Source organism: Bacillus sp. bc15 (genome assembly GCF_900142585.1).
GTDB classification, from domain to species: domain Bacteria; phylum Bacillota; class Bacilli; order Bacillales; family Bacillaceae_G; genus Bacillus_A; species Bacillus_A cereus.
Genome location: NZ_FRBJ01000006.1, coordinates 208,681 through 232,639, shown reverse-complemented (window position 1 = coordinate 232,639; position 23,959 = coordinate 208,681). Strand labels below are relative to the sequence as shown.

Genomic DNA, 23,959 nt, shown 5'->3' with positions numbered 1-23,959 from the left:
ATGAAAAAAATTAAAGGGTGAGAAAAATGAAAGAACCAAAGATTGGTTTAGCACTTGGGTCTGGAGGAGCGAAAGGGTTTGCTCATATTGGTGTAATAAAGGTTTTAAGGGAAGCTGGTATCCCTATTCATATGATTGCAGGAAGTAGTATGGGGGCGCTAATAGGTACGTTTTATGCGGCAAGTAGTAACGTTGAAAGATTGTATAAATTGGCATCTGTTTTCAAGCGGAAGTATTATTTAGATTTCACGGTACCGAAAATGGGATTTATTGCTGGAAAACGTGTCAAAGATATGATTAAAATGTTTACATATAATAAAAATTTAGAAGAGTTAGATATCCCGACGGCTGTTGTGGCTACTGACATATTGAAGGGGGAAAAAGTGGTTTTTACAAGTGGACCAGTTGCAGATGCGGTGAGGGCTAGCATATCTGTTCCTGGAGTGTTTGTACCAGAAAAAATAGATGGACGATTATTAGTGGATGGTGGGGTTATTGATCGTATCCCAGTATCGGTTGTGAAAGAATTAGGGGCTGATATTGTTATCGCTGTGGATGTGTCTCCAATTAAGGTGAATGGCGATGTTACGTCCATTTATGACGTAATCATGCAAAGTATAGAAATTATGCAGCATGAGCTTGTAATGAATCGGCAAATTGCATCGGATTTAATGATGCGACCAGCTGTAGAGCAATTTAGTTCACGTGCTTTTACAAACATTGAAGACATTATTCGAGTTGGAGAAGTAGAAGCGGAAAAACATGTTTCAAATATTTATTTATTAATTGAGCAGTGGAAGGAGAAACATAATGTTTAAGCGTTTTCGGTTTATATATGCAATCTTAATAGGGGTTATATTGGCGATGTTACTTGTTTACGTGCGTTTACCGTATTATGTAACAAAACCAGGAATGGCTGCCAAATTAGAGCCTTACGTTCAAGTTGAGGGTGGAACGAAAGAATCTGGTGATTTTATGCTTGTTACGGTTTCAATGGGACCAGCAAATGTGGTGAATTTAATAGCGGCACAGTTTAATAAATATACACATATTTCAAAAGCGGAAGAAATATTGCAAAAAGGTGAGAGTGATGAAGAATATCAATTTCGCCAAAATTATGCGATGAAAGATTCACAAAATGCAGCAATTTATAATGCATATAAACGTGCAAATCGCTCCGTTTCTTTTGAAAATAAAGGTGTATTAGTTGCTGGTGTGGCAAAAGGAATGCCGTCAGAAGGAAAGCTTAAGCTTGGTGATGTTATTATAGCTGTTGATGGAAAAACATTTGAAAAGACGGAGCAATTTATTGAATATATGACTGGGAAAAAAGAAAGCGATGCTGTAAGTATTGAGTACATGAGAAATGGAAAACAATTGAAAGAAAATTTAAATGTAAAGACGATTCCTAATGGGAATGGACGTGTCGGTATAGGTGTTTCTATCGTTACGGAAAGAGAATTAGTGGTCGATCCGAAAGTGAAAATTAATTCTCATGAAATTGGTGGACCATCCGCAGGTTTAATGTTCACATTAGAAATATATAATCAACTTGTGGAAGAAGACTTAACAAAAGGACATGAAATAGCTGGAACAGGTACAATTAATGAAAAAGGAGAAGTTGGCCCGATTGGTGGTATAAATCAAAAAGTGGTGGCTGCTAGCGATGCTGGGGCTGAGGTGTTCTTTGCGCCAAATGAAAAAGGAGCGGAGAAATCGAACTATAAAAATGCACTTGAGACTGCAAAGGACATTAAAACAAAAATGAAAATTGTACCAGTGGATACGCTGGATGATGCGTTAACATATTTAGAAAAGATGGATAAGGAAAAAACCTCTCTGAAATAGAGCGGTTTTTTTATAGGAATTTTGTAGTTGTTTCATCATAGCGAATAGGATGGTGTGTTATATCCTGTTTTAATAGTTGCGTGCGTAACGGTTCGTGCATGATGGAGAAATATACAGAGTTTGCTTTTTTCTCTATATCTAAAGCAGCATGGTCAAATGTTTTTGTATGAGTAAGGATTGGAAGTTCGATTTTTTTCTTGTTTTTTGAAAGATAAGTTTGTCCTTTTTGTGACATGCCTAGCAGGCGGATATATGGTGCATGTTGTTCTATATTTGCGCTACGTATTTCCTCTTTTGTTGTGTTTGTTAAAATGTGTGTACAAGCTCTTTGTAGTCTAGTCCATGTATAACGTTTTGTTTTTAATGCTTCCATGAATGAATAGAAGGAGGAACTGTTTTGTATTTTTGATAAAATACGATGCTCTAAACCTTCTTCTATTTCATATATATGTCGTAAGTCTCCTGAAGACATTGTCATGAGTTTATATTTAAAAAATGAAAAGTATTGTTCCCAATTATGTAATATCCCGTAGTTTTGTTTGTAATTTGCTAAAAGCGAAGTGGTTGCCTGTGGGAGAAAAGGTTCAATTGTTGTAAATGATCCTTCTTCGCTAAAGAGTTGTTTCCGAATGCTTGTCGCGCTTGCAATATGTTGGTCATTAAATGTTTCATCATGATAATGAGAGGCGAATCTTTTTATAGTTTGAGCTTGTATAGAGCTATTTTGTGACAGAATTGCTTTAATGTATTGGAAGCCTAAAATATTATTTGGTTGTGACATATCTATGTTTTTTTCGGATGTTAAAATGTGTGAAAAAGCATCCGATGTTGCTTTTGCATAACTATTTCCAGCGTCCATGAATTGTTTTACAAGGCAGTTAAAAGTCTCTTCTTCGTTTTTTTGTACGGAGATGGTATTATAAAAATTTTCGATTTGTCCATCCTCACTACCGAAACAAATTTCAGAAACATGTAGGGCATTTAAAATGGAAATAGCACCATTTGCGAAGGTTTCAGCCTTTTGTGTTGCAAAGACGTATGGAAGCTCTACAACAAGGTCTACGCCGTTTGCTAAGGCCATTTTAGTGCGATACCATTTGGAAATGAGTGCGGGCTCACCACGCTGTAAAAAAGGACCACTCATAACGGCAATTATTATATCGGATTGTGTTAACTTTTTTGTCTGTTGCACATGATAAAGGTGACCGTTATGAAAAGGGTTATATTCAACAACAATACCACCAGCTTTTATGGTAATCTCTCCTTTCGATGTAGCATCTTTTTGAAAAACGTGATACTCTATATATTATTTACTATGATGACTTCATTATAGTGTAAAGAAAAAACATTGACAAATATAAAATGGCTAGCTATAATTTTGTTTGTTGCCTTGAGGTGATATGATATGAAATGGTCCATCCATCAATTGAATAAATTGAGAAATAAAGGATTGACATTGGATGAGATGGTAGATGTAAGTGAGCTAAAAGAGGTCGAGAAAGATATTCGTGAAATTAATCCTGTTCATGTAACGGGAAGAGTTGATTTTGGCTCCGGTAAGTTTACGTTTCATCTACATATAACTGGAAGCATGGTTTTACCATGTTCTCGCTCTTTAGTAGATGTGACATTACCATTTGACATTAAAACAACTGAGGTGTTCCAAACTTCACAAGAAGAATTTGAAACTGAAGCTGAAATTCATTGTTTAGAAGGAGAAGTACTTGACTTACTGCCCGTAATCAAGGAAAATATACTTTTGGAGATTCCAATGCAAATTTTCAGTGATGATGTTTCTGGTGGAGCACCGACGCAAGGTCAAGACTGGCAAGTGATTTCGGAAGAAGACAAAGAAAAGACTGTTGATCCAAGATTGGCAGGACTTGCAAAGTTTTTTGACAAATAATCGGAAGACTGGTTCAGGCCTTCATATGAAAATAACTATTTCTTTTAAGGAGGTGGGAAGAATGGCTGTACCTTTTAGAAGAACTTCTAAAACAGTAAAAAGAAAGCGTCGTACGCATTTCAAATTATCAGTACCTGGTATGGTAGAGTGCCCAAGCTGTGGTGAAGCGAAATTAGCTCACCGTGTATGTAAAGCATGCGGTACTTACAAAGGTAAAGAAGTAATCAGCAAGTAATTGCGGGAAAATAAACGCAGAAGATATCTTCTGCGTTTATTTTTTTTGTCTTAATCTTTAGTTGTTGTATTCTATCTTTTCTAGTAACTGCATATGCTTAATAAAAAATGCATAGGGAGGACTAGAGAAATGGCGACAACAAGACAAGATGCTTGGACTGATGATGAAGATTTGCTTCTGGCAGAAGTAGTACTCCGGCATATTCGAGAAGGTGGAACACAACTTTCTGCCTTTAAGGAAGTGGGGAAAAATTTATCTCGTACACCAGCAGCATGTGGATTTAGATGGAATTCTTACGTAAGAAAGCAATATAAAGAACGTATTGAGGAAGCGAAGCAACTTCGTAAAGTAGAAAATTATGAAGTGAAAGAGACAAAAGTGTTAGAACCTACGTCAATTACGTTGAATGATGTTATTGATTTCTTGCAAAATTATAAAGATGAAAACTCTTTAACGGTGTTGCAACAACAAGTTGAATCATTACAAACAGAAAGAGAGCGTCTTCTGGAGCGATTATCAGTATATGAGGAAGAGTATAGAACATTGCTTGATTATATCGATCAAAAAAGAAGTGTAATGGTAGCGGAAAGAAACAATGCTCGCTCGACTGAGAAGTTAGAGAAGCTTAAGAAATAAAAAAACAGCTGTTATACAGCTGTTTTTTTTATTTCTTAAGCCGATTCTTCATTTGTAACCGCATTCAAATTTGTTTCTGGATGCCAAATATAAAAATCTCCATCAGTTACTGATACGGGGCTGAAATTTAATTTATCCCAAAAACCAGCTGAATGAATACGCGCTATCGTTTTAATAGGAAATTGGAGTTGTTTCGCATGATTTACAAGCATTTGTCCGAATCCTTGTTTTTGAAAAGTTGGTAATACTTCAAGTTTATAAAGTTCTAGGTAAGGACCTGTAATTTCGAATGGTTCTCCGCCGTTTCTTTTCATATATAGACTCATACGTGCGATTAGTGATCCGCCATAATAAATACCGTAAAATGGAGATTCACTGTCGTTTTCAATAATGTTTGCTTGCAATTCTTCCAGCATAGATAGTTCCTGGGCTCCGCACCCTTTAAATTTTTTGAATTCATCTAACGTTTTATAATTGATGAGCAAGCGCTCAACTTTTGGGAATCCCATTACATCACATCCTTTTCTTATCTCGTTGAATGCAGAAAAGTAAAAATATTTATAATAATAGTATAACTCATTTTTTTATTTTTATGAAGAAGATAGTATATTTCTTTTATTATTTTTTTGAGGATTTGCTAAACTAAGAGTATAAGCGTATTAATAGGCAGTATATACATAGTGAAAAGTGAGAGTGTATTTGTTTGGCAGAGGACAACGAAATTATAGGGTGTGCTTATGTACTTTAAAAAGATATAAAAAAGGGGGGGAGGCAAGGGCGCTTAATGTGAATCCCTTGTGTGAAAATGAAAATTGGAATTGTCGGACCAGGTGCTATTGGTCTATTGTATACATTTTATTTACAAAAAAGTAACCAAGATGTTACGTTGTTTACAAGAACAGCTAAGCAAGCTGAAGAGTTAAATGAAACAGGTGTAACTTGTATTAGAGATGGAAGATGTGAAACAGTATATCCAGCTGTTTTACCGATAGAAAGTATGGTAGCGCAAAATTTAGATTATATATTTATTGCTGTGAAGCAATATCATATAGATGACATACTACCGTTTGTGGAAGGTGCATCATCATTAATCTTTTTGCAAAACGGAATGTCGCATCTTCCAAAGATGCTGCAAATAGGGAGTGAAAATATAGCTGTTGGTATTGTAGAACATGGTGCGAAAAAAGAGGGAGGGCACATCGTTCATCATACTGGAGTAGGTGTAACGAGATTTGGAGTGGTTTGTGGCCAATCTATACATTTTAAAAAAATATTTCATTCTTTTCCGGTTGCTTATTTTCCAGTTCAAATAGAAACAGATTGGGAAGAGATTATGCGCAAAAAATTAGTAGTAAATGTATGTATCAATCCGTTGACAGCGTTATTGGGAGTTAAGAATGGTGAATTAATCACGAATCGTTTTTTTTATCAAATGATGGAGCAAGTGTTTCAGGAGGTCGCATTTCTTATTAGAGGAGAAAAAGAAATGGTATGGCAAATGGTACGAAATGTGTGTGAAGGAACGTCTCGTAATACATCCTCTATGTTAGCGGATGTAAGAGCGAATAGACAGACGGAAATTAATGCGATTGTTGGGTATGTATTAGAAGAGGCTAAGAAACAGCAACGACCAGTTCCGATACTTCAATTTTTGTTCGATGCAATAAAGGGGTTAGAAACAAGAGTATAAGTGTTATTCTTTGCTTTTAAGTGAAACATTGACTACAATGTGGATTGGTGAGAGAACTGGATACGAAAGGAAGAATTATATGGAGATAAAAGAAATCTCTGTTCCGCAACAAGGTGTTGTAGCGGACTATATGAACGGTAAAAAAGAGATACAGTCATGTTTTGATTATATGTTAACAGAAGATGCTTTTAAACAACGTTTACATGATTTGCGTGAAAGGGAGTTTTTCCGCCAAGATTTAGTAGCGCATTTATTAGAATATAATACAAAATTACAAGCGGGAGAATCTACACTTCAAAATGTAAAAGCGCTTGGAGATGAAAATACATATGTTGTTATAGCTGGACAACAAGCGGGGTTATTAACTGGACCGCTTTATACAATTCATAAAGTTATTTCAATTTTACAGCTTGCAAAGGAAAAGGAAGAAAGTTTAGGAGTTAAAGTTGTCCCTGTCTTCTGGATTGCGGGTGAAGATCATGATATGGATGAGATTAACCATACTTTTGTAGCGAAAAATAAAAAGATGAAAAAAACTATTTTTTATGATCGTAATCCGAAAAAGGCGAGTGCTTCTGAGTCTGAACTTTCTGTTGAAGATTGTAGAAGTTGGATTGAAGAGATTTTTAAAACATACCCAGAAACAAATTTTACAAAGGATGTATTAAAATTTGTTGATGATGCTTTGAAAAAATCGAATACGTATGTAGATTTCTTTGCTCATCTTATTACGAAAATCTTTGCTAATTCTGGTTTAATCCTTGTTGATTCACATCATCCTGAATTAAGAAAGTTAGAAATTCCATTTTTTAAGCGAATTATAAGTAAGTATAAAGAGGTGCAAGAGGGGCTTCGTAATCAGCAGGAAGTAATTAAAGAACTAGGATACAAACCGATTATTGAAACGAAGTCTCATGCAGTGCATATATTCATGGAAATAGATAATGAACGAGTATTGCTTGAAGAGCATCAAGGTAAGTTTGTTGGAAAGGATGGGGCGCATTCCTTTTCATATGAAGAGTTGATTGAAGAAATGGAGAGAAATCCGGCACGTTTTAGTAATAATGTTGTAACGCGTCCTCTTATGCAAGAGTATGTATTTCCTACGCTCGCATTTATTGGAGGTCCAGGGGAATTAGCTTATTGGAGTGAATTACAACAAGTATTCCATACTGTCGGTTTTCAAATGCCACCTGTCGTTCCTCGTCTTACAATTACTTATGTGGAGAGAGATATAGCGACAGATTTATTCGATCTGCAATTGAGAGAAAGTGATCCGTTTTTAAATGATGTCGATAAACTGCGTGAAAACTGGTTGTCTAATCGAGTAGAGGAACCGATTGATGATCATTTTGAAAAGGCGAAAAAAGAAATTGCCGATATTCATATATCTTTACAGCAATTTGTAAAGAAAATAGAGCCAGGATTAGGTGCGTTTGCAGGGAAAAACGAATTGAAAATTAATGAACAAATTGAACTGCTGGAAAGAATGTTGAAAAGAAATGTTGAGAAAAAGTATGAGGTTGAGCTAAATAAATTCCGCCGTATACAATTCGCACTTCGTCCATTAGGTGCGCCGCAAGAACGTGTGTGGAATGTATGTTATTATTTAAATCAGTTTGGTTTGGATTTCGTTGATCGTGTAATGGAAAACCCTTTTTCTTGGGACGGAAAACATCATGTTATAAAACTATAAAATCTTGCTCTTTGGAGCAGGATTTTATTTTTATTCCGTTGAATTTACTGTGAAGTGATTTTTTTCTGAATTATCAATCAAAAAAGTGTTGGATATGGTAATTGTGTTGGATACTTAAATATATGACAAAATAGCACAAAATGTAAACGTATTATTCGCTTTTTCGACAGTTTTTTATTTAAATTCCCGCAAAAGATGATAAAATTTAGTATATAATAAAAGAAAATAGCGATTTGTATAGTATGTTGCCTTTGTTGGTAAGTTAAATGAGTCGTTCTTTCGTATTATTTCATTCTCTAAGCGTGAAATATGTGCTTAGAGGAAGGGATACATTCAACATAATTAATTGGAAAAAGAGTAGGTGCAACAATGTTTAAACACGTAACAGTGCTTTTAAAGGAAACAGTAGACGGCTTAGATATAAAGCCAGATGGTACATATGTAGATTGTACACTGGGGGGAGGAGGACATAGTTCTTATTTATTATCCCAATTAACTGAAGGTGGAAAATTAATAGCGTTTGATCAAGATGAGATAGCGATTCAAAACGCGAAAGAAAAGTTCTCTTCATACGGTGAACAGTTTATAACAGTAAAGAGTAACTTCCGTTATTTAGCTGAAAAACTGCAAGAAATAGGTATAACAGAAGTAGACGGTATTTTATTTGATTTAGGTGTTTCATCCCCACAATTAGATACACCAGAGCGAGGCTTTAGTTATCATCATGATGCACCGTTAGATATGCGGATGGATCAAGATGCCCCATTAACGGCATATGATGTTGTAAATAGCTGGTCATATGAACAACTTGTAAGGATTTTCTTCCAATACGGTGAAGAGAAATTTTCAAAACAAATTGCAAGAAAAATTGAAGCTTATCGTGAGAATAAAGCTATTGAAACGACAGGAGAATTAGTAGAGCTAATTAAAGAAGGTATTCCGGCTCCTGCTCGTAGAACTGGTGGGCATCCTGCTAAGCGGGTGTTTCAGGCAATTCGTATAGCTGTAAATGATGAATTAAAAGTATTTGAAGAAGCATTGGAATCTGCTATTGAGATGGTTAAGCCAGGTGGAAGGGTTAGTGTTATAACATTCCATTCATTGGAAGATCGTATTTGTAAAACAACGTTTAAGCGAAATAGTACAACGCCACAATTGCCACCAGGATTACCGATTATTCCTGATGAATTTAAGCCGAAATTAAAGCTTATTACAAGAAAACCGATTTTACCTTCTGATATAGAGCTAGAAGAAAATAATCGTGCGCGTTCTGCGAAGTTGAGAATCGCTGAAAAACGATAAAAGGGAGAGAGAGGTATGACTAATTTAGCTGTAAAGTACAAACAACAAGCGCAAGAAGAGGTGCAAATTCAAACGCCCCCACAGCAGATGGCTAAGCCGAAGGTTAAAGCGAAAATTACAAGAATCGAAAAACTGTTGTATGTAGCGTTTATTGGCTTTTTATTGTATGCCTGTGTCGCGTTTATTGGAAATAAAGCAGGCCTTTATCAAGTTAATGTAGAAGCAGCGACGATAGAAGAAAAAATTGTACAGCAGCAAAAAGAAAATCAAGAATTACAAGCTGAAGTAGAGAAGTTAAGTCGCTATGAACGAATCGCTGAAGTTGCAAAAAAACATGGGCTAGAAATTAATGCGAATAATGTGAAAGGCCTCAAATAAGGCAATAGGTGTGAAGGAACGATGAAGAAGAATATGACTAAATTTCATACCAATAAGGGAGCAGGTTATTTTATGATATTTTTCCTCCTGCTCTTTTTGCTGTTATTAGCCCGATTTTTTTACATACAATCAACAGGAACAGTTCATAATCAGGATTTAGATGCACTTGCTAAACAAAAGCATAGTAAAAAAGGAGTTCTTGAAGCGAACCGAGGAACCATCTATGATCAAAACGGTCATGTGTTAGCACAAGACGCAAACTCTTATAAAATAGTAGCTGCGCTAAAAGGTGCTAACTCTGTTGAGAATAAAGAAGATACTGCAAAGAAAATTGCAGGAGTACTTGGAAAAGGCGAAGAGGATATTTTAGCTTCTTTAAATAAGGAAGGTAGAAGTCAAGTCGAATTTGGAACGTTAGGCAAGGATTTGACGAAAGAAAAGAAGGAACAAATAGAAGCGTTGAAATTGCCGGGAATATCTTTTATTACAGAAAATGCAAGGGTGTATCCAAACGGTGATTTTGCATCTTACGTTATAGGTCATGCAAAACCAAATGAGAATGGAACCTCGGTAGGTCAATTTGGCATAGAAAAAAGCTTGGATAAATACTTAAGTGCTTCTAATGGAGAAGTAGCGTATACAGGTGATCGTAAAGGTGTATCCCTTGATGGTGGAAAAGTTAATGTAAAGGCACCTAAAAATGGAGATAACGCTTATTTAACAATTGATCAACGTGTCCAAAGTTATTTAGAAGACGCGATGAAAGCAGCAAGTAAGCAATATGAGCCAGAAAGTTTAATAGGGATTGTTGCAGATCCAAAAACCGGAAAAATATTAGCGATGTCTACTAAACCTAGTTATGACCCTAATGATCGTCAAATTAAATATTTCTTCAATGACGCAATTGCCAATGCATTTGAACCTGGATCAACAATGAAAATTTTCACGTTAGCGGCAGCTATTAATGAAGGTGTGTACAAAGGGCAAGATTATTATCAGTCCGGGACATATCAAGTCGGAAATAGGAAAATAAAAGATCATAACGGTGGTGCTGGTTGGGGCTCTATCACGTTTGATGAAGGGGTAGAGCGTTCTTCAAACGTAGCGTTTGCAATTTTAGGAGATCAAAAACTTGGTCCAGAACGTTTCCGAAAATATATTCATAGTTTTGGATTAGATGAAAAAACGAACATTGATTTATCAGGTGAAGGATCGAATACAATTTTATTTGATCAGCAAATACAACAAGTGACAACAGCTTTTGGACAAGGTTCCACTGTAACACCAATTCAGCTTGTACAAGCTGCAACGGCCATTGCAAATGATGGGAAAATGATGAAACCTTATGCAATTGATAAAATTGTAGATCCAATAACAGACAAAGTAAAATTAGAACATAAGCCAGAAGAAGTAGGAAAACCTGTTACAAAGGAAACAGCAGCGCAAGTAAGACAGTTATTAGAACGTGTTGTTACATCTCCGAAAGGTACAGGGACAGCTTATAAAATTGATGGATATTCAGTTGGTGGTAAAACAGGGACAGCGCAAATTCCGGATGGAAAAGGCGGCTATATGACAGGAAGACAGAATTATATATTCTCATTCTTAGGTATGGCACCAATGGACGACCCACAACTTGTTGTGTATGTAGCTGTTAAACAGCCGAAATTAAAAGATGATGAGAACGGTGCACAGCCTTTAGCTGATATTTTTAAATATGTAACAAAAAATAGTTTAGAGTATTTAAAGATTAAGCCAAATGAAGTGAAAGATCCGAAAAAACATCTGAAAGAACAACAAACTACTGTTCCAGATGTAACTGGTAAAACGATGGCTGAAGCGGGGAAAGCAATTGATAAAGCAAAACTTCGTCCAATCGTACTAGGTGAAGGGAAAGTACAGCAACAAGTACCAAAAGCAACTGAACAAACATTGAAAGGCGACCGAGTCTTCTTGGTAGGAGATAAGCCTACAATGCCAAATATACAAGGATGGGCACTGCGTGATGTTATGAATTTAGCGAAGACATTACAGCTTAACTTGAAGCCTTCTGGTACAGGATACGTAACAGAGCAAAGTGTGGCGGAAGGAACATTATTACAACCTGGTACAGAATTAGGTGTCACACTCGTACCGCCACTCGAACCACAACAAGAAGCAGAAAAGCCGTAATGGTAAAAGAGAAGAAGTTCTAATTAAATAAGTACAAGCATATATTGGAACAAGCTAGGCGTAAGGGAGGCTTGTTCCGATATGCGTGTATCAAATGTAACAGTTAGAAAACGACTTATTTTTATACTTATATCAGGTATACTTATTTTCACTATTATCGATATTCGTCTTGGATATGTGCAATTTTTTCTTGGGAATATGTTAACGGATCGTGCGAAAGATTCATGGAGTCGTAATATTACTTTTGAACCCGAACGTGGGAAAATTTTAGACCGAAATGGTGTGGAACTTGCCACGAATAAAAGTGCTCCAACTGTCTTTGTTGTACCGAGGCAAATTGAAAAACCAGCAGAGACTGCAGAGAAGTTAGCTGCAGTATTAGGTGTGGAAAAAGATGAGATTTATAAAAGAATTACAAAAAAAGAATCGATTGTAAGGTTAGATAAAGGCGGAAGGAAAATATCACATGACAAAGCGAAAGAAGTACGAGGATTAAGTTTGAAGGGCGTGTATATCGCAGAGGATTCTATCCGGTACTATCCATTTGGAAACTTTTTATCACATGTATTAGGTTTTGCAGGTAGCGATAACCAAGGTCTTATGGGGCTAGAAAAATATTATGATAAAGAGCTAAATGGGGACAAAGGTCATGTTCGTTTTTTTGCAGATGCGAAAGGACAAAGGATGCCTAATGTTGGTGATGATTTCAAAAAGCCAGAAGCCGGTTTGAATTTAGGATTAACAATCGATGCGCGTATTACAAGGATTATGGAAAGAGAAATGAATATTGCGGAGTCAACTTATAATCCAGACGGTATGATTGCAATTGCAATGAATCCTAAAAATGGTGAAATTTTAGGTATGTCTAGTCGGCCGAGTTTTGATCCAGCGGATTTTCAAAGTGTCTCTCCAGAAGTGTATAACAGAAATCTACCAGTGTGGAGTACGTATGAGCCTGGTTCAACATTTAAGATCATTACACTAGCTGCAGCATTGAATGAAAATTTAGTAGACTTAGAGAAGGATACGTTTTATGATGATGGAGCAGCTGAAGTCGGTGGAGCTAGATTGAAATGCTGGAAAGCAGGAGGTCATGGCAGTCAAACGTTTTTAGAAGTCGTTCAAAACTCATGTAACCCGGGATTTATTGAACTTGGTGATCGCCTTGGTAAAGACCGATTATTTAAATACATTCGTAATTTTGGTTTTGGGCAGAAGACTGGGATTGACTTGCAAGGTGAAGGCAGTGGGATTTTATTTAATTTAGATAAAGTTGGTCCAGTAGAGCAAGCGACAACTTCATTCGGCCAAGGGGTTTCTGTTACACCAATTCAACAAGTAGCAGCTGTAGCGGCGGCTGTAAATGGTGGAACATTGTATCAGCCGTATATAGCTAAGGAGTTTATTGATCCGAAAAATAATCAAGTTGTTAGTAAAAAGACACCTGTTGAGAAAAGAAAAGTTATTTCCAAGGAAACTTCAGAAAAAGTTCGTTATGCATTAGAGAATGTTGTAGCGAAAGGTTCTGGTAAAGGTGCTTATATTGATGGATATCGTGTAGGTGGAAAAACGGGTACTGCTCAAAAGGTGAAAGATGGTAAATATTTAGAGAATAATTATATTGTATCTTTTATCGGATTTGCTCCAGCGGATGATCCAGAGATTGTTGTGTATGTTGCTGTTGATAATCCAAAAGGGGTTACACAGTTTGGTGGAGTGGTAGCAGCTCCAATTGTCGGGAATATCCTTCGAGATGCGCTTCCTGTTATGGGAGTGAAACCGAGAAAAGAACAAGTTGAAAAAGAATATAAATGGGGCGATACACCAACTGTGGAAGTTCCGAATTTAATTGGAATGAAAAAGAAAGATTTACAAACACAACTCGTCGATTTGCAGCTTGATATAAGTGGAGATGGAGAGAAAGTAATTAAGCAATCACCAGAAGCGGGAGCTAAAGTAAAAGAAGGCTCAAAAATTAGAATTTACTTCGGGAATTAAAGGTAACATAGTACGTTTTATGGTACAATTGGTGGAAGTGAGTTCTTTATAGAACAGTTACTTAACTTGAGACAATAAGTGTCTCAGTCATAAATAGGCCAGTAGCACTTACCTCCTTATATAGGAGGTAATGTGTTGCTTACTGAAAAAAAGATAAATAAACAATGTAGAGAGGGTTTAGTGAAATGAAGTTGCATACACTTTTATCATGTTTGCATGATTTTCCAGTTGTTCCAAAAGAAAATCCAGAAATCACATCTATAGAAGCTGATTCACGTAAAGTGAAAGAAGGAAGCTTATTTGTATGTATGAAAGGATATACGGTTGATAGCCATGATTTTGCTAAGCAAGCAGCGGCACAAGGAGCGGCTGCTATTGTTGCGGAAAGACCAATTGATGTTGACGTTCCAGTTGTACTTGTGAAAAATACTTTTCGTTCGTTAGCGGTTTTAGCTGATTATTTTTATGGTCAACCGACACACAAGTTACATTTAATCGGAATTACAGGTACAAATGGAAAGACAACAACATCGCATATTATGGATGAGATTATGCGAGCACATGGTCATAAAACAGGGCTAATTGGAACGATTAATATGAAAATCGGTGATGAAACATTTGAGGTGAAAAATACAACACCAGATGCACTAACACTTCAACAGACGTTTTCAAAAATGGTTGAACAAGGTGTGGACAGCACGGTAATGGAAGTTTCGTCACATGCGTTAGATCTTGGTCGTGTACACGGATGTGATTACGATGTAGCGGTGTTTACGAACTTAACACAAGATCATTTAGACTATCATAAAACGATGGAAGAATATAAACATGCAAAAGGGTTACTATTTGCACAGCTTGGCAATAGTTATAATCATAATCGTGAAAAGTACGCTGTGCTGAATAGCGATGATAATGTAACAGAAGAGTATATGAGAAGTACTGCAGCAACTGTTGTAACATATGGTATTGATACAACAAGTGACATTATGGCAAAAAATATCGTTATGACGAGTGGCGGAACTACATTTACCCTTGTCACACCGTATGAAAGTGTAAATGTTACGATGAAATTAATAGGTAAATTTAATGTATATAACGTACTTGCAGCAACAGCAGCAGGGCTTGTTTCGGGTGTGAAATTAGAAACAATCATTGCTGTTATAAAGGAACTAGCTGGGGTTCCAGGGCGTTTTGAAGTTGTTGATGGAGGACAAAATTATACAGTTATTGTTGATTACGCACATACGCCGGATAGTTTAGAAAATGTATTAAAAACTGCAAAACAATTTGCAAAAGGTGATGTGTATTGTATCGTTGGTTGTGGTGGCGATAGGGACCGAACGAAGAGACCGATAATGGCAAGTGTTGCAACAAAATATGCAACTCATGCAATTTACACATCAGATAATCCAAGAAGTGAAGATCCAGCGGCTATTTTAGATGATATGGTACATGGTGCAAGTGGAAATAATTATGAAGTGATTATTGATAGAAAAGAAGCGATACACCATGCAATCACTAAAGTGAAAGCAGATGATATCATTATTATTGCTGGTAAGGGTCATGAAACGTATCAAATTATTGGTAAAGAAGTTCATCATTTTGATGATCGAGAAGTTGCGAAAGAAGCAATTACAGGGCGTTTAAACAACGAAGAGTAACAACGTGAGAGGAGGACTACATGTGCTTGAGCAAGGTTTATTAGTAACGGCTGGGGTAGCATTCTTAATTTCTGTTGCCCTTTCGCCATTGTTTATTCCATTTTTAAGAAAATTAAAGTTCGGACAGAGTATTCGTGATGAGGGACCAAAGTCACATCAAAAAAAATCAGGGACACCGACAATGGGTGGTATCGTCATATACGTATCTATGATGGTAACTTCACTTATTATGGCGATTAAGTTTAATTATTTAGGTGCAGAGGTTTCGTTATTACTATTAGTGACGTTTGGTTACGGATTAATCGGATTTTTAGATGACTACATAAAGGTAGTTAAGAAGAGAAATCTTGGTTTAACATCAAAACAAAAATTAGTAGGGCAGCTTGTTATTGCTATTGCATTCTTTTTAATTGGAAAAGGGCAAGCGTTCCACACATACATCATGATTCCGGGAACGGATGTTAAGTTTGAATTAGGTTGGGCGTATTTTGTACTTGTACTATTTATGCTTATTGGTGGATCAAATGCAGTTAACTTAACTGACGGTTTAGATGGTTTATTATCAGGAACAGCTGCTATTGCATTTGGAGCATTTAGTATTATTGCTGTGGCACAAGAGCAATTTGGAGTAGCGATATTCTGTATGGCAGTGGTAGGAGCTGTACTTGGATTTTTAGTATTCAATGCGAATCCAGCAAAAGTGTTTATGGGAGATACAGGTTCATTAGCTTTAGGTGGAGCCATTGCAGCTGTAGCGATTTTATTAAAACAAGAATTGCTACTTGTAATTATTGGCGGAGTATTCGTCATGGAAACTTTATCGGTTATTATTCAGGTCATTTCATTTAAAACAACAGGAAAACGTGTCTTTAAAATGAGTCCATTACACCATCATTATGAATTATGTGGTTGGTCAGAGTGGCGTGTTGTTGTGACGTTTTGGTCTGCAGGATTTTTATTAGCTGTGTTAGGAATTTATATCGGGGTGTGGATGTAATTGAAAACTGTAACTGAATTTCAAAATAAGAATATTCTTGTATTAGGCATTGCAAAAAGTGGTTATGCAGCAGCTACATTGTTACAAAAGTTAGGGGCGAATGTCATTGTAAATGACGGAAAGCCTTTAGCAGACAATGTACTTGCTGCAGAATTACAAGCAAAAGGAATGGACGTTGTATGCGGTGGCCATCCTTTAGAATTATTAGAGAGAAATATTTCTCTTGTCGTTAAAAATCCAGGAATCCCGTATTCTAATCCAATATTAGTTGCTGCGAAAGAAAAGCAAATTCCAATTGTTACGGAAGTTGAATTAGCATATCGTATTTCAAAAGCGCCATTTGTTGGAATTACAGGATCTAATGGTAAAACGACGACAACAATGCTGACATTTGAAATGTTAAAAGAAGGACAAAAGCATCCTGTTATTGCAGGGAATATAGGAACTGTAGCTTGTGAAGTAGCACAGGATGCAAAAGAAAATGAAGTTGTAGTTACAGAACTTTCATCGTTCCAATTGATGGGAGTAGAATCGTTCCAACCTAAAATTGCAGCGTTCTTAAACTTATTTGAAGCCCACTTAGATTATCATGGGACGAAGAAGGAATATGGTTTAGCAAAAGCAAATGTTTTTAAAAACCAAACAGAAAACGATTATAGTGTAATAAACGCGGATGATGCAGATGTGATGGCTTTATCTGCGGATACTAAAGGTCAAAAAATCTTGTTTTCGACAACGAAAGAAATTGAAGATGGCGCGTGTATAAAAGATAACGCTCTTTATTTCAAAGGTGAAAAAGTTGTTGAAGTAAGCGATATCGTTTTACCTGGTCAACATAATCTAGAAAATATTTTAGCTGCGATGAGTATTGCGAAATTATTAGGTACTTCTAATGAAGCAATTACGGTCGTGTTAAAACGTTTTACGGGTGTAAAACATCGTTTAGAATATGTAACAACGATTAACAACCGTAAGTTTTATAATGACTCAAAAGCAACGAATATGTTAGCGACTGAGAAAGCACTATCTGCGTTTACACAACCGATTGTGTTACTAGCAGGTGGGCTTGACCGCGGAAATGAATTCGATGATTTAATTCCGTATTTCAAAAATGTAAAAGCGATTGTAACATTTGGACAAACAGCTCCCAAACTAGTAAGAGCGGCAGAAAAAGCGGGATTAGATATAATTGAAAGTGTCGATACTTTAGATGAAGCAGTGGTGAAAGCTTATGCTCATTCTAAAGAAGGTGATGTTGTTCTTCTTTCTCCAGCGTGTGCAAGCTGGGATCAATTTAAAACATTTGAAGAAAGAGGAGACATTTTTATACAAGCTGTGCATAAACTTATATAAAGTAAATCAAAACATCAGTAGGCTAACACCTACTGATGTTTTGTTACATAGGGCAAAAGGTTCTGCCTAAAGAGGTGGTGTTTGTGGGTAATGAAGAAAACGCCTGATTTTATGCTCATCATCGTAACACTTTCATTGTTGACAATCGGAATGATTATGGTTTATAGTGCGAGTGCAGTTTGGGCCTCTTATAAAATGGGGGACTCATTCTTTTTTGCAAAAAGACAATTACTGTTTGCGGGTCTTGGTGTAGTAGCTATGTTTTTTATTATGAAAATTGATTATTGGGTGTGGCGTACGTATTCAAAAGTAATTTTGCTAGTTTGCTTCATTCTTCTTATTCTCGTTCTTATTCCTGGAGTAGGTCTTGTTCGAGGAGGAGCACGAAGTTGGATTGGGATCGGAGCATTTTCGATTCAACCGTCAGAATTTATGAAGTTTGCGATGATTATTTTCTTGGCAAAGTTTTTAGCGGAACGGCAAAAATTGATTACATCTTTTAAACGTGGTTTATTACCGGCTCTTAGTTTTGTGTTTCTTGCTTTTGGGATGATTATGTTACAGCCAGACCTTGGGACAGGAACGGTAATGGTTGGGACATGTATCATTATGATATTTATTTCGGGAGCGAGGGTCTTTCACTTTGCAATGTTTGGTTTGATTGGTGTAGCAGGATTTGTAGGGTTAATTGCATCAGCACCGTATCGAATGAAACGCATTACATCATATTTAGATCCGTGGTCAGATCCGCTTGGAAGTGGATTTCAAATTATCCAATCATTACTCGCAATTGGACCTGGTGGATTATTTGGGCTTGGACTTGGACAAAGTAGACAAAAATTTCTTTATTTACCTGAACCACAAACTGACTTTATATTTGCGATCTTATCCGAGGAATTAGGTTTTATTGGTGGTTCATTTGTGTTATTATTATTTAGTCTATTATTATGGCGCGGGATTCGTATCGCATTAGGAGCGCCAGATTTATATGGTACGTTTTTAGCAGTAGGTATTGTGGCGATGATTGCGATTCAAGTAATGATTAATGTTGGTGTTGTAACAGGACTGATGCCTGTTACGGGTATTACCTTGCCGTTTTTAAGTTATGGTGGATCAAGTTTGACATTAATGTTAATGGCAGTAGGTGTATTATTAAATATAAGTCGCCATTCTCGCTACTAAACCCTGTTTATAAGACAGGGTTTTTCGTATGTGTGTAAAAATGCAATATGTATATAGAAATAAATATAATGGAAATAAGAAAAGAGAAGCGGAGGAGTTAGTAGTGCGTGTATTAGTGAGTGGTGGGGGTACTGGTGGTCATATTTATCCAGCTCTTGCTTTAATTAGAGAAATAAAAAAGTTAAATCCAGAAGCAAGATTTTTATATATTGGTACGGAAAATGGACTAGAGAGTACAATCGTTCCAAAAGCAGGTATACCATTTCAATCTATTGTTATAAGTGGATTTAAACGAAAAATATCATTAGATAATGTGAAAACAGTAATGCGTTTTCTAAAAGGTGTACAGGATAGTAAACGATATATTCGTCGTTTTAATCCGGATATCGTAATTGGAACGGGTGGATATGTATGTGGACCAGTTGTATACGCTGCAGCCAAATTAGGTATTCCAACTATTGTACATGAACAAAATAGTGTACCAGGTGTAACGAACAAATTTTTAAGTCGTTATGTTGATAAAGTTGCTGTTTGTTTTGAAGCAGCTACAGAGCATTTTCCAGAGTCAAAAGTGGTAATGACAGGTAATCCGCGAGCATCAGAGGTAATGGATCAAAATGGAATGAAAGGGAAACGTTCAGTTGGGCTTTCTCTTCCTAAAAAGTCTGTACTTATATTTGGTGGAAGTCGTGGAGCTAGACCGATTAACGATGCCTTCGTAGAAGCAATTGAACAGTTTGGGAACAAAAGCTACGAAATACTATATGTAACAGGTGAAGTACATTATGACAAAGTGATGGAAGCCGTGAAGCAAAAAGGGAACCCGAACAATGTTATTATTAAGCCGTTCATTCATAATATGCCAGAGGTACTAACTGGTGTAGACCTTGTTGTTTCAAGGGCTGGGGCAACAACACTTGCAGAATTAACAGCGTTAGGAAAACCAAGTGTGTTAATACCGAGTCCGTACGTAACAAATAATCATCAGGAAAAGAATGCACGTTCAGTTGTTGATAAAGGAGCGGCAAAAATGTTACTTGAAAAAGATTTAACAGCTGAAACGCTTATTCGTGATATTGATGAGATTTTATTGGATGCACAAACATTACAAAATATGAAGCTAGCTGCTAAGCAACTAGGTATTCCAGATGCAGCAAATAAGCTGTATGAAGTAATGAATAAGCTTGTAAAAAAATAAAGTGAGGCTTTTATCAGTGGGGAGTGATTCTTTCTCGTTGATTATTACCTTTCACTAATCGGATGTTTACTGGCATCCCGATTCTCGCCTAACTTCTTTGTTACCGCCGAATTTTGATTTAGGAGCTGTACTGCCCGTAAATAGAGGGATAACGTTAGGTGAACGCCCTGCATATTATTGTCATAAGGAGACTTAATATGGGGGAGATTGTCTATGGAACAATTAGTAAATGAGCTTATAGAAGCAGACGTTGGTCGTGTTTTAGTTAATGAGTCGTTAGCACGTTATACAACTATGAAAATAGGTGGACCAGCGGATATTTTAATTGTGCCAAAGCATGTAGCCGGTATTGAAAAAACATTACAGTTAGTAAAGCAATACAAAACGAAGTGGACTGTAATTGGGCGCGGTTCAAACCTTCTTGTATCTGATCAAGGCATAGAAGGTGTTGTTATTCGTTTAGGAGAAGGATTAGATCACTTAGAGGTCGAAAAACATAAGGTAAGAGTTGGTAGTGGATATCCTCTTATTAAATTGTCAACTTTACTTAGTCGTCAAGGGTTAGCTGGATTGGAGTTTGCAAGCGGTATTCCAGGAAGTGTCGGTGGTGCAGTATATATGAATGCAGGTGCACATAAATCGGATATATCGAGTGTATTATCGAAGGCTCTCATTCTGTTTGAAGACGGTACAATTGACTGGTTAATGAATAAAGAACTGGAGTTTTCTTATCGGGCATCTGTATTGCAAACGAAACGTCCTGGTATTGTTTTAGAGGCGGAGTTTCAATTACAGGCGGGAAAACGTGAAGAAATTGTACGTAGCATGCAAAATAATAAAGATTACCGCCGTGAAACGCAACCATGGAATCACCCGTGTGCAGGAAGTGTATTTCGGAATCCAATCCCACATTTTGCAGGAGATTTAGTAGAAAAAGCAGGGCTTCGTGGTTATAGGATTGGTGGAGCTCAAATTTCTGAAATGCATGGCAATTTTATTGTTAATACCGGGGGAGCTTCAGCGCAAGATGTATTGTCCTTAATTGAATTAATAAAACATACAATTAAGGATAAATTTGATGTAGATATGCATACAGAAGTAGAAATCATTGGAAGATAACGGTTATTCGTTCCGCTCATTATCATTTATGTTATAATAAGAAGATAAGAACGGCATGAGGAACATGCCGTTCTTTATGTTACATAGGGGGATCGTACATGAATAATAGTAAAGTGATTAAACTACAAGATCGTGTACCAAAATTGAAAAATCAAAAGAAAAAAAACAAAAAAAATGTTAATCATCGATTGATTTTATACATATCAATTTTATTTTTATTAGTGCTCTTTTTAATTTATTTTCGGTCTCCGCTTAGTAATATAAAAAAGATTAGTGTGTTTGGAAATCACTATATGACGGATGAGCAAGTAATGAAGGATTCAGGCGTGACATATGATACAAGTTATTTCCGAGTGACAGCACATAAAGCTGAAGAAAACTTAACGAAGCGAAAAGAAATTAAAGCAGTAAATGTAAAAAAACGTTTTCCAAACAAGATTGATATTCATATCGAAGAATATTTAACGATTGGTTATATAAATAAAGAGGGAAAATTACAACCGTTATTAGAAAATGGAAAAACGCTTGATGTACTACCTAATGGAAAACTTCCTGTTGCAGCACCGATTTTCGAACCTTTTAAAGAAGAGAAAATGAAGGAGTTAATCGCTGAACTAGAAAAATTAACACCAGCTATTTTAAAATCTATTTCGGAGATTCGCTATTCACCAACGAATGCGAATGAAGATCATCTTACTTTATATATGAATGAAGGTTATGAAGTGAGCACTACGATTCAAAATTTTGCAAAACGTATGGAAGCCTATCCGCTTATTTTAAAAACAATTGAGCCAGGTAAGAAGGTATTAATTGACTTAGAAGTAGGTGCATATACGAAAGAATTAGGTGCGGAAGAAAAAAAAGAATAGAATGGTAGTTTTCGTTGATTATAGCAGAAAAAACGAAACGAATGTTCTATTATATGTATACGAATTTAGAAGAATGGTTCATTTGATGAAAAATATGTAAAAATTCTTAGATTCATACTAGTATTGGTACAAGTTTCACTTTTCTATGAGTACATCTTAGTGTAGACTTATACTTGGCGGTAAACTTTACACTCGAAATAGAATTATTTCAAGATAAGCAGTTATTCATAGTTTACTGCGATATTCTTAATTGAATGCTAAATAAAAATAAGAAAAATATAGGGTTAAAAAAGGGAAACGTATAAAGACGTTGAATATTTTTCTTATAAATAGTAAAGTTGCGATTGTTGTTCCATATATTGAGTTGTATGGTATAAATAAAGAAGGAGGTGCCAAAGAATGAACAGCAATGAAATATATGTTAGTCTTGACATCGGTACATCCAATGTTAAAGTCATCATTGGTGAAATGGTTAATGACAGCTTAAACATTATTGGTGTTGGAAATGTAAAATCAAATGGTTTAAAGAAGGGATCGATAGTTGATATAGACGAGACTGTTCGATCAATTAAAAAAGCAATTGAACAAGCTGAGCGCATGGTGGGAATCCACATTGAGCAAGTTGTAGTAGGTGTCAATGCAAACCAGGTACAGCTACTTCCTTGTCACGGAGTAGTCGCTGTTTCAAATGAAGATCGTGAAATCGGGAATGAAGATGTCTTACGCGTTCTAGATGCAGCACAAGTTGTGTCAATTGCTCCAGAACGTGAGTTTATTGATGTGGTACCTCGACAGTTCATCGTAGACGGTCTTGACGAGATTAACGATCCACGCGGGATGATCGGTGTAAGATTAGAAATGGAAGGTACACTTATTACAGGCTCGAGAACTTTACTACATAACCTACTTCGTTGTGTAGAAAAAGCAGGTCTTGAAATTGTTGATATTTGTCTTCAACCTTTAGCGGCTGCAACAGTTGCTATATCTTCAGATGAAAAAAATAGAGGAGTAGCCCTTGTTGATATGGGGGGAGGATCTACAACTTTATCTATTTTTAAAGATGGAGAGTTACAAGCGACGAGCGTATTACCATTAGGTGGAGACCATATAACGAAGGATATTGCGATTGGGTTGAAAACTTCAACAGAAAATGCAGATCAAATTAAGTTGAAATATGGACATGCTTTTTATGATACAGCATCTGAAGAAGAGATGTTTACGGTTCCTATTATGGGAAGTGATCAAACAGAACAATATTCTCAGTTGGAATTATCGGATATAATAGAGGCTCGTGTAGAGGAAATTTTAATGTTTGTTCAAGATGAAGTGCGTAAGTTAGGAGTAAAGCAAGTGGCTTCTGGTTATGTACTAACTGGTGGAATTGCTTCTATGCCAGGTGTTCTTGACCTTGCATATGATATTTTACATGAAAATGTTCGTGTAGCAACTCCTGATTATATTGGTGTGCGTGAGCCCCAATATACAAGTGGAGTTGGATTAATTAAACATTCTTATCAAAAAGCTAAATTACGTGGGAAAAATGTGCAGGAAAAGCAAGAGCATTTTGAACCAGTACCAGCACCAGCACCAACGCCGGTACAACAGCAACCTGCAAAACAAAAAACTCGTAATCAAAACAATAATAATCAAAATGATGACCGCATGATGTCAAAAGTAAAACGTGTATTCCGTTATTTATGGGATTAAAATTGGACACGA

21 protein-coding genes are annotated in these 23,959 nt (G+C 36.3%); 19 read left to right on the top strand and 2 right to left on the bottom strand.

Annotated elements, in window-relative coordinates; genetic code table 11:
- Window positions 1-26: 26 nt before the first annotated feature.
- Together BUA87_RS20260 and BUA87_RS20255 are read left to right on the top strand one after the other, a co-directional pair.
- On the top strand, window positions 27-818 hold the full coding sequence (locus BUA87_RS20260) for a patatin-like phospholipase family protein (protein ID WP_000662590.1): 792 nt from the start codon (window positions 27-29) through the stop codon (window positions 816-818).
- Window positions 811-1,848 (top strand): SepM family pheromone-processing serine protease, encoded by a 1,038-nt coding sequence (locus tag BUA87_RS20255; RefSeq protein WP_000476299.1) that lies wholly within the window; start codon window positions 811-813, stop codon window positions 1,846-1,848. Before BUA87_RS20260 ends, BUA87_RS20255 begins: the two co-directional genes overlap by 8 nt.
- Window positions 1,849-1,858: 10 nt before the next feature.
- On the opposite strand, the gene BUA87_RS20250 is transcribed toward BUA87_RS20255, so the two are convergent.
- Window positions 1,859-3,040, bottom strand: a complete 1,182-nt coding sequence (locus tag BUA87_RS20250; protein ID WP_025118125.1) for a nucleotidyltransferase — start codon at window positions 3,038-3,040, stop codon at window positions 1,859-1,861.
- Window positions 3,041-3,253: 213 nt separating this feature from the next.
- Here BUA87_RS20250 and BUA87_RS20245 point away from each other — a divergent pair, with 213 nt between their 5' ends.
- The 3 genes from BUA87_RS20245 to BUA87_RS20235 all read left to right on the top strand — a co-directional run bounded on the left by BUA87_RS20245 (window position 3,254) and on the right by BUA87_RS20235 (window position 4,625).
- Complete coding sequence (locus tag BUA87_RS20245) at window positions 3,254-3,754, top strand: YceD family protein (RefSeq protein WP_000872146.1); 501 nt, start codon at window positions 3,254-3,256, stop codon at window positions 3,752-3,754.
- Window positions 3,755-3,815: 61 nt separating this feature from the next.
- Entirely contained in the window at window positions 3,816-3,989 is a 174-nt protein-coding gene (gene rpmF, locus BUA87_RS20240; protein ID WP_001984764.1) for a 50S ribosomal protein L32, read from the top strand.
- Window positions 3,990-4,118: 129 nt separating this feature from the next.
- The gene (locus tag BUA87_RS20235; RefSeq protein WP_000246469.1) at window positions 4,119-4,625 is read left to right on the top strand and encodes an RsfA family transcriptional regulator; all 507 of its coding nucleotides are present in this window, start codon (window positions 4,119-4,121) and stop codon (window positions 4,623-4,625) included.
- Window positions 4,626-4,660: 35 nt separating this feature from the next.
- Here BUA87_RS20235 and BUA87_RS20230 read toward each other — a convergent pair whose 3' ends face one another.
- Window positions 4,661-5,134: an N-acetyltransferase gene (locus BUA87_RS20230; RefSeq protein ID WP_000506690.1), complete on the bottom strand. Its 474-nt coding sequence runs from the start codon at window positions 5,132-5,134 to the stop codon at window positions 4,661-4,663.
- Window positions 5,135-5,430: 296 nt separating this feature from the next.
- Between BUA87_RS20230 and panE the strand changes: the two genes are divergently transcribed.
- The 14 genes from panE (at window position 5,431) to ftsA (ending at window position 23,947) form a co-directional block, all read left to right on the top strand.
- A complete protein-coding gene (gene panE, locus BUA87_RS20225; RefSeq protein WP_002094123.1) occupies window positions 5,431-6,315 on the top strand; it encodes a 2-dehydropantoate 2-reductase in 885 nt (294 codons plus the stop codon).
- A 79-nt stretch (window positions 6,316-6,394) separates the two neighbouring features.
- The gene (bshC, locus tag BUA87_RS20220) at window positions 6,395-8,011 is read left to right on the top strand and encodes a bacillithiol biosynthesis cysteine-adding enzyme BshC (RefSeq protein WP_000403041.1); all 1,617 of its coding nucleotides are present in this window, start codon (window positions 6,395-6,397) and stop codon (window positions 8,009-8,011) included.
- Between the two features lie 369 nt (window positions 8,012-8,380).
- The gene (gene rsmH, locus BUA87_RS20215; protein ID WP_000472508.1) at window positions 8,381-9,313 is read left to right on the top strand and encodes a 16S rRNA (cytosine(1402)-N(4))-methyltransferase RsmH; all 933 of its coding nucleotides are present in this window, start codon (window positions 8,381-8,383) and stop codon (window positions 9,311-9,313) included.
- A 15-nt stretch (window positions 9,314-9,328) separates the two neighbouring features.
- Window positions 9,329-9,691 (top strand): cell division protein FtsL, encoded by a 363-nt coding sequence (gene ftsL, locus BUA87_RS20210; protein WP_000182804.1) that lies wholly within the window; start codon window positions 9,329-9,331, stop codon window positions 9,689-9,691.
- Between the two features lie 72 nt (window positions 9,692-9,763).
- Window positions 9,764-11,863 carry a penicillin-binding protein gene (locus BUA87_RS20205; RefSeq protein WP_002094122.1) on the top strand — a complete coding sequence of 700 codons (2,100 nt, stop codon included), beginning with the start codon at window positions 9,764-9,766 and terminating at the stop codon, window positions 11,861-11,863.
- Between the two features lie 81 nt (window positions 11,864-11,944).
- The gene (locus BUA87_RS20200; protein ID WP_001266235.1) at window positions 11,945-13,861 is read left to right on the top strand and encodes a stage V sporulation protein D; all 1,917 of its coding nucleotides are present in this window, start codon (window positions 11,945-11,947) and stop codon (window positions 13,859-13,861) included.
- A 185-nt stretch (window positions 13,862-14,046) separates the two neighbouring features.
- Window positions 14,047-15,522 carry a UDP-N-acetylmuramoyl-L-alanyl-D-glutamate--2,6-diaminopimelate ligase gene (murE, locus tag BUA87_RS20195; protein ID WP_000766289.1) on the top strand — a complete coding sequence of 492 codons (1,476 nt, stop codon included), beginning with the start codon at window positions 14,047-14,049 and terminating at the stop codon, window positions 15,520-15,522.
- A 22-nt stretch (window positions 15,523-15,544) separates the two neighbouring features.
- Window positions 15,545-16,519, top strand: a complete 975-nt coding sequence (gene mraY / locus BUA87_RS20190) for a phospho-N-acetylmuramoyl-pentapeptide-transferase (RefSeq protein ID WP_000893060.1) — start codon at window positions 15,545-15,547, stop codon at window positions 16,517-16,519.
- Window positions 16,520-17,872 (top strand): UDP-N-acetylmuramoyl-L-alanine--D-glutamate ligase, encoded by a 1,353-nt coding sequence (murD, locus tag BUA87_RS20185; RefSeq protein ID WP_000860103.1) that lies wholly within the window; start codon window positions 16,520-16,522, stop codon window positions 17,870-17,872. It abuts the gene before it with no gap.
- Between the two features lie 90 nt (window positions 17,873-17,962).
- On the top strand, window positions 17,963-19,054 hold the full coding sequence (gene spoVE, locus BUA87_RS20180; protein ID WP_000753524.1) for a stage V sporulation protein E: 1,092 nt from the start codon (window positions 17,963-17,965) through the stop codon (window positions 19,052-19,054).
- Window positions 19,055-19,157: 103 nt separating this feature from the next.
- Window positions 19,158-20,252: an undecaprenyldiphospho-muramoylpentapeptide beta-N-acetylglucosaminyltransferase gene (murG, locus tag BUA87_RS20175; RefSeq protein WP_024927913.1), complete on the top strand. Its 1,095-nt coding sequence runs from the start codon at window positions 19,158-19,160 to the stop codon at window positions 20,250-20,252.
- A gap of 213 nt (window positions 20,253-20,465) precedes the next feature.
- The gene (murB, locus tag BUA87_RS20170) at window positions 20,466-21,371 is read left to right on the top strand and encodes a UDP-N-acetylmuramate dehydrogenase (RefSeq protein WP_000437027.1); all 906 of its coding nucleotides are present in this window, start codon (window positions 20,466-20,468) and stop codon (window positions 21,369-21,371) included.
- A 98-nt stretch (window positions 21,372-21,469) separates the two neighbouring features.
- The gene (gene divIB, locus BUA87_RS20165; RefSeq protein WP_001065789.1) at window positions 21,470-22,240 is read left to right on the top strand and encodes a cell division protein DivIB; all 771 of its coding nucleotides are present in this window, start codon (window positions 21,470-21,472) and stop codon (window positions 22,238-22,240) included.
- 399 nt (window positions 22,241-22,639) lie between these two features.
- On the top strand, window positions 22,640-23,947 hold the full coding sequence (gene ftsA, locus BUA87_RS20160) for a cell division protein FtsA (protein ID WP_001087557.1): 1,308 nt from the start codon (window positions 22,640-22,642) through the stop codon (window positions 23,945-23,947).
- The last annotated feature ends 12 nt before the right edge of the window (window positions 23,948-23,959 follow it).

Coding starts and splice junctions, on each gene's coding strand:
- panE (WP_002094123.1), top strand. CDS start 5,431: ATGAAAATTGGAATTGTCGGACCAGGTGCTATTGGTCTATTGTATACA.
- rsmH (WP_000472508.1), top strand. CDS start 8,381: ATGTTTAAACACGTAACAGTGCTTTTAAAGGAAACAGTAGACGGCTTA.
- murB (WP_000437027.1), top strand. CDS start 20,466: ATGGAACAATTAGTAAATGAGCTTATAGAAGCAGACGTTGGTCGTGTT.
- BUA87_RS20230 (WP_000506690.1), bottom strand. CDS start 5,134: ATGGGATTCCCAAAAGTTGAGCGCTTGCTCATCAATTATAAAACGTTA.
- BUA87_RS20235 (WP_000246469.1), top strand. CDS start 4,119: ATGGCGACAACAAGACAAGATGCTTGGACTGATGATGAAGATTTGCTT.
- BUA87_RS20260 (WP_000662590.1), top strand. CDS start 27: ATGAAAGAACCAAAGATTGGTTTAGCACTTGGGTCTGGAGGAGCGAAA.
- divIB (WP_001065789.1), top strand. CDS start 21,470: ATGAATAATAGTAAAGTGATTAAACTACAAGATCGTGTACCAAAATTG.
- bshC (WP_000403041.1), top strand. CDS start 6,395: ATGGAGATAAAAGAAATCTCTGTTCCGCAACAAGGTGTTGTAGCGGAC.
- ftsL (WP_000182804.1), top strand. CDS start 9,329: ATGACTAATTTAGCTGTAAAGTACAAACAACAAGCGCAAGAAGAGGTG.
- BUA87_RS20205 (WP_002094122.1), top strand. CDS start 9,764: ATGATATTTTTCCTCCTGCTCTTTTTGCTGTTATTAGCCCGATTTTTT.
- BUA87_RS20200 (WP_001266235.1), top strand. CDS start 11,945: ATGCGTGTATCAAATGTAACAGTTAGAAAACGACTTATTTTTATACTT.
- ftsA (WP_001087557.1), top strand. CDS start 22,640: ATGAACAGCAATGAAATATATGTTAGTCTTGACATCGGTACATCCAAT.
- rpmF (WP_001984764.1), top strand. CDS start 3,816: ATGGCTGTACCTTTTAGAAGAACTTCTAAAACAGTAAAAAGAAAGCGT.
- spoVE (WP_000753524.1), top strand. CDS start 17,963: ATGAAGAAAACGCCTGATTTTATGCTCATCATCGTAACACTTTCATTG.
- BUA87_RS20245 (WP_000872146.1), top strand. CDS start 3,254: ATGAAATGGTCCATCCATCAATTGAATAAATTGAGAAATAAAGGATTG.
- murE (WP_000766289.1), top strand. CDS start 14,047: ATGAAGTTGCATACACTTTTATCATGTTTGCATGATTTTCCAGTTGTT.
- BUA87_RS20255 (WP_000476299.1), top strand. CDS start 811: ATGTTTAAGCGTTTTCGGTTTATATATGCAATCTTAATAGGGGTTATA.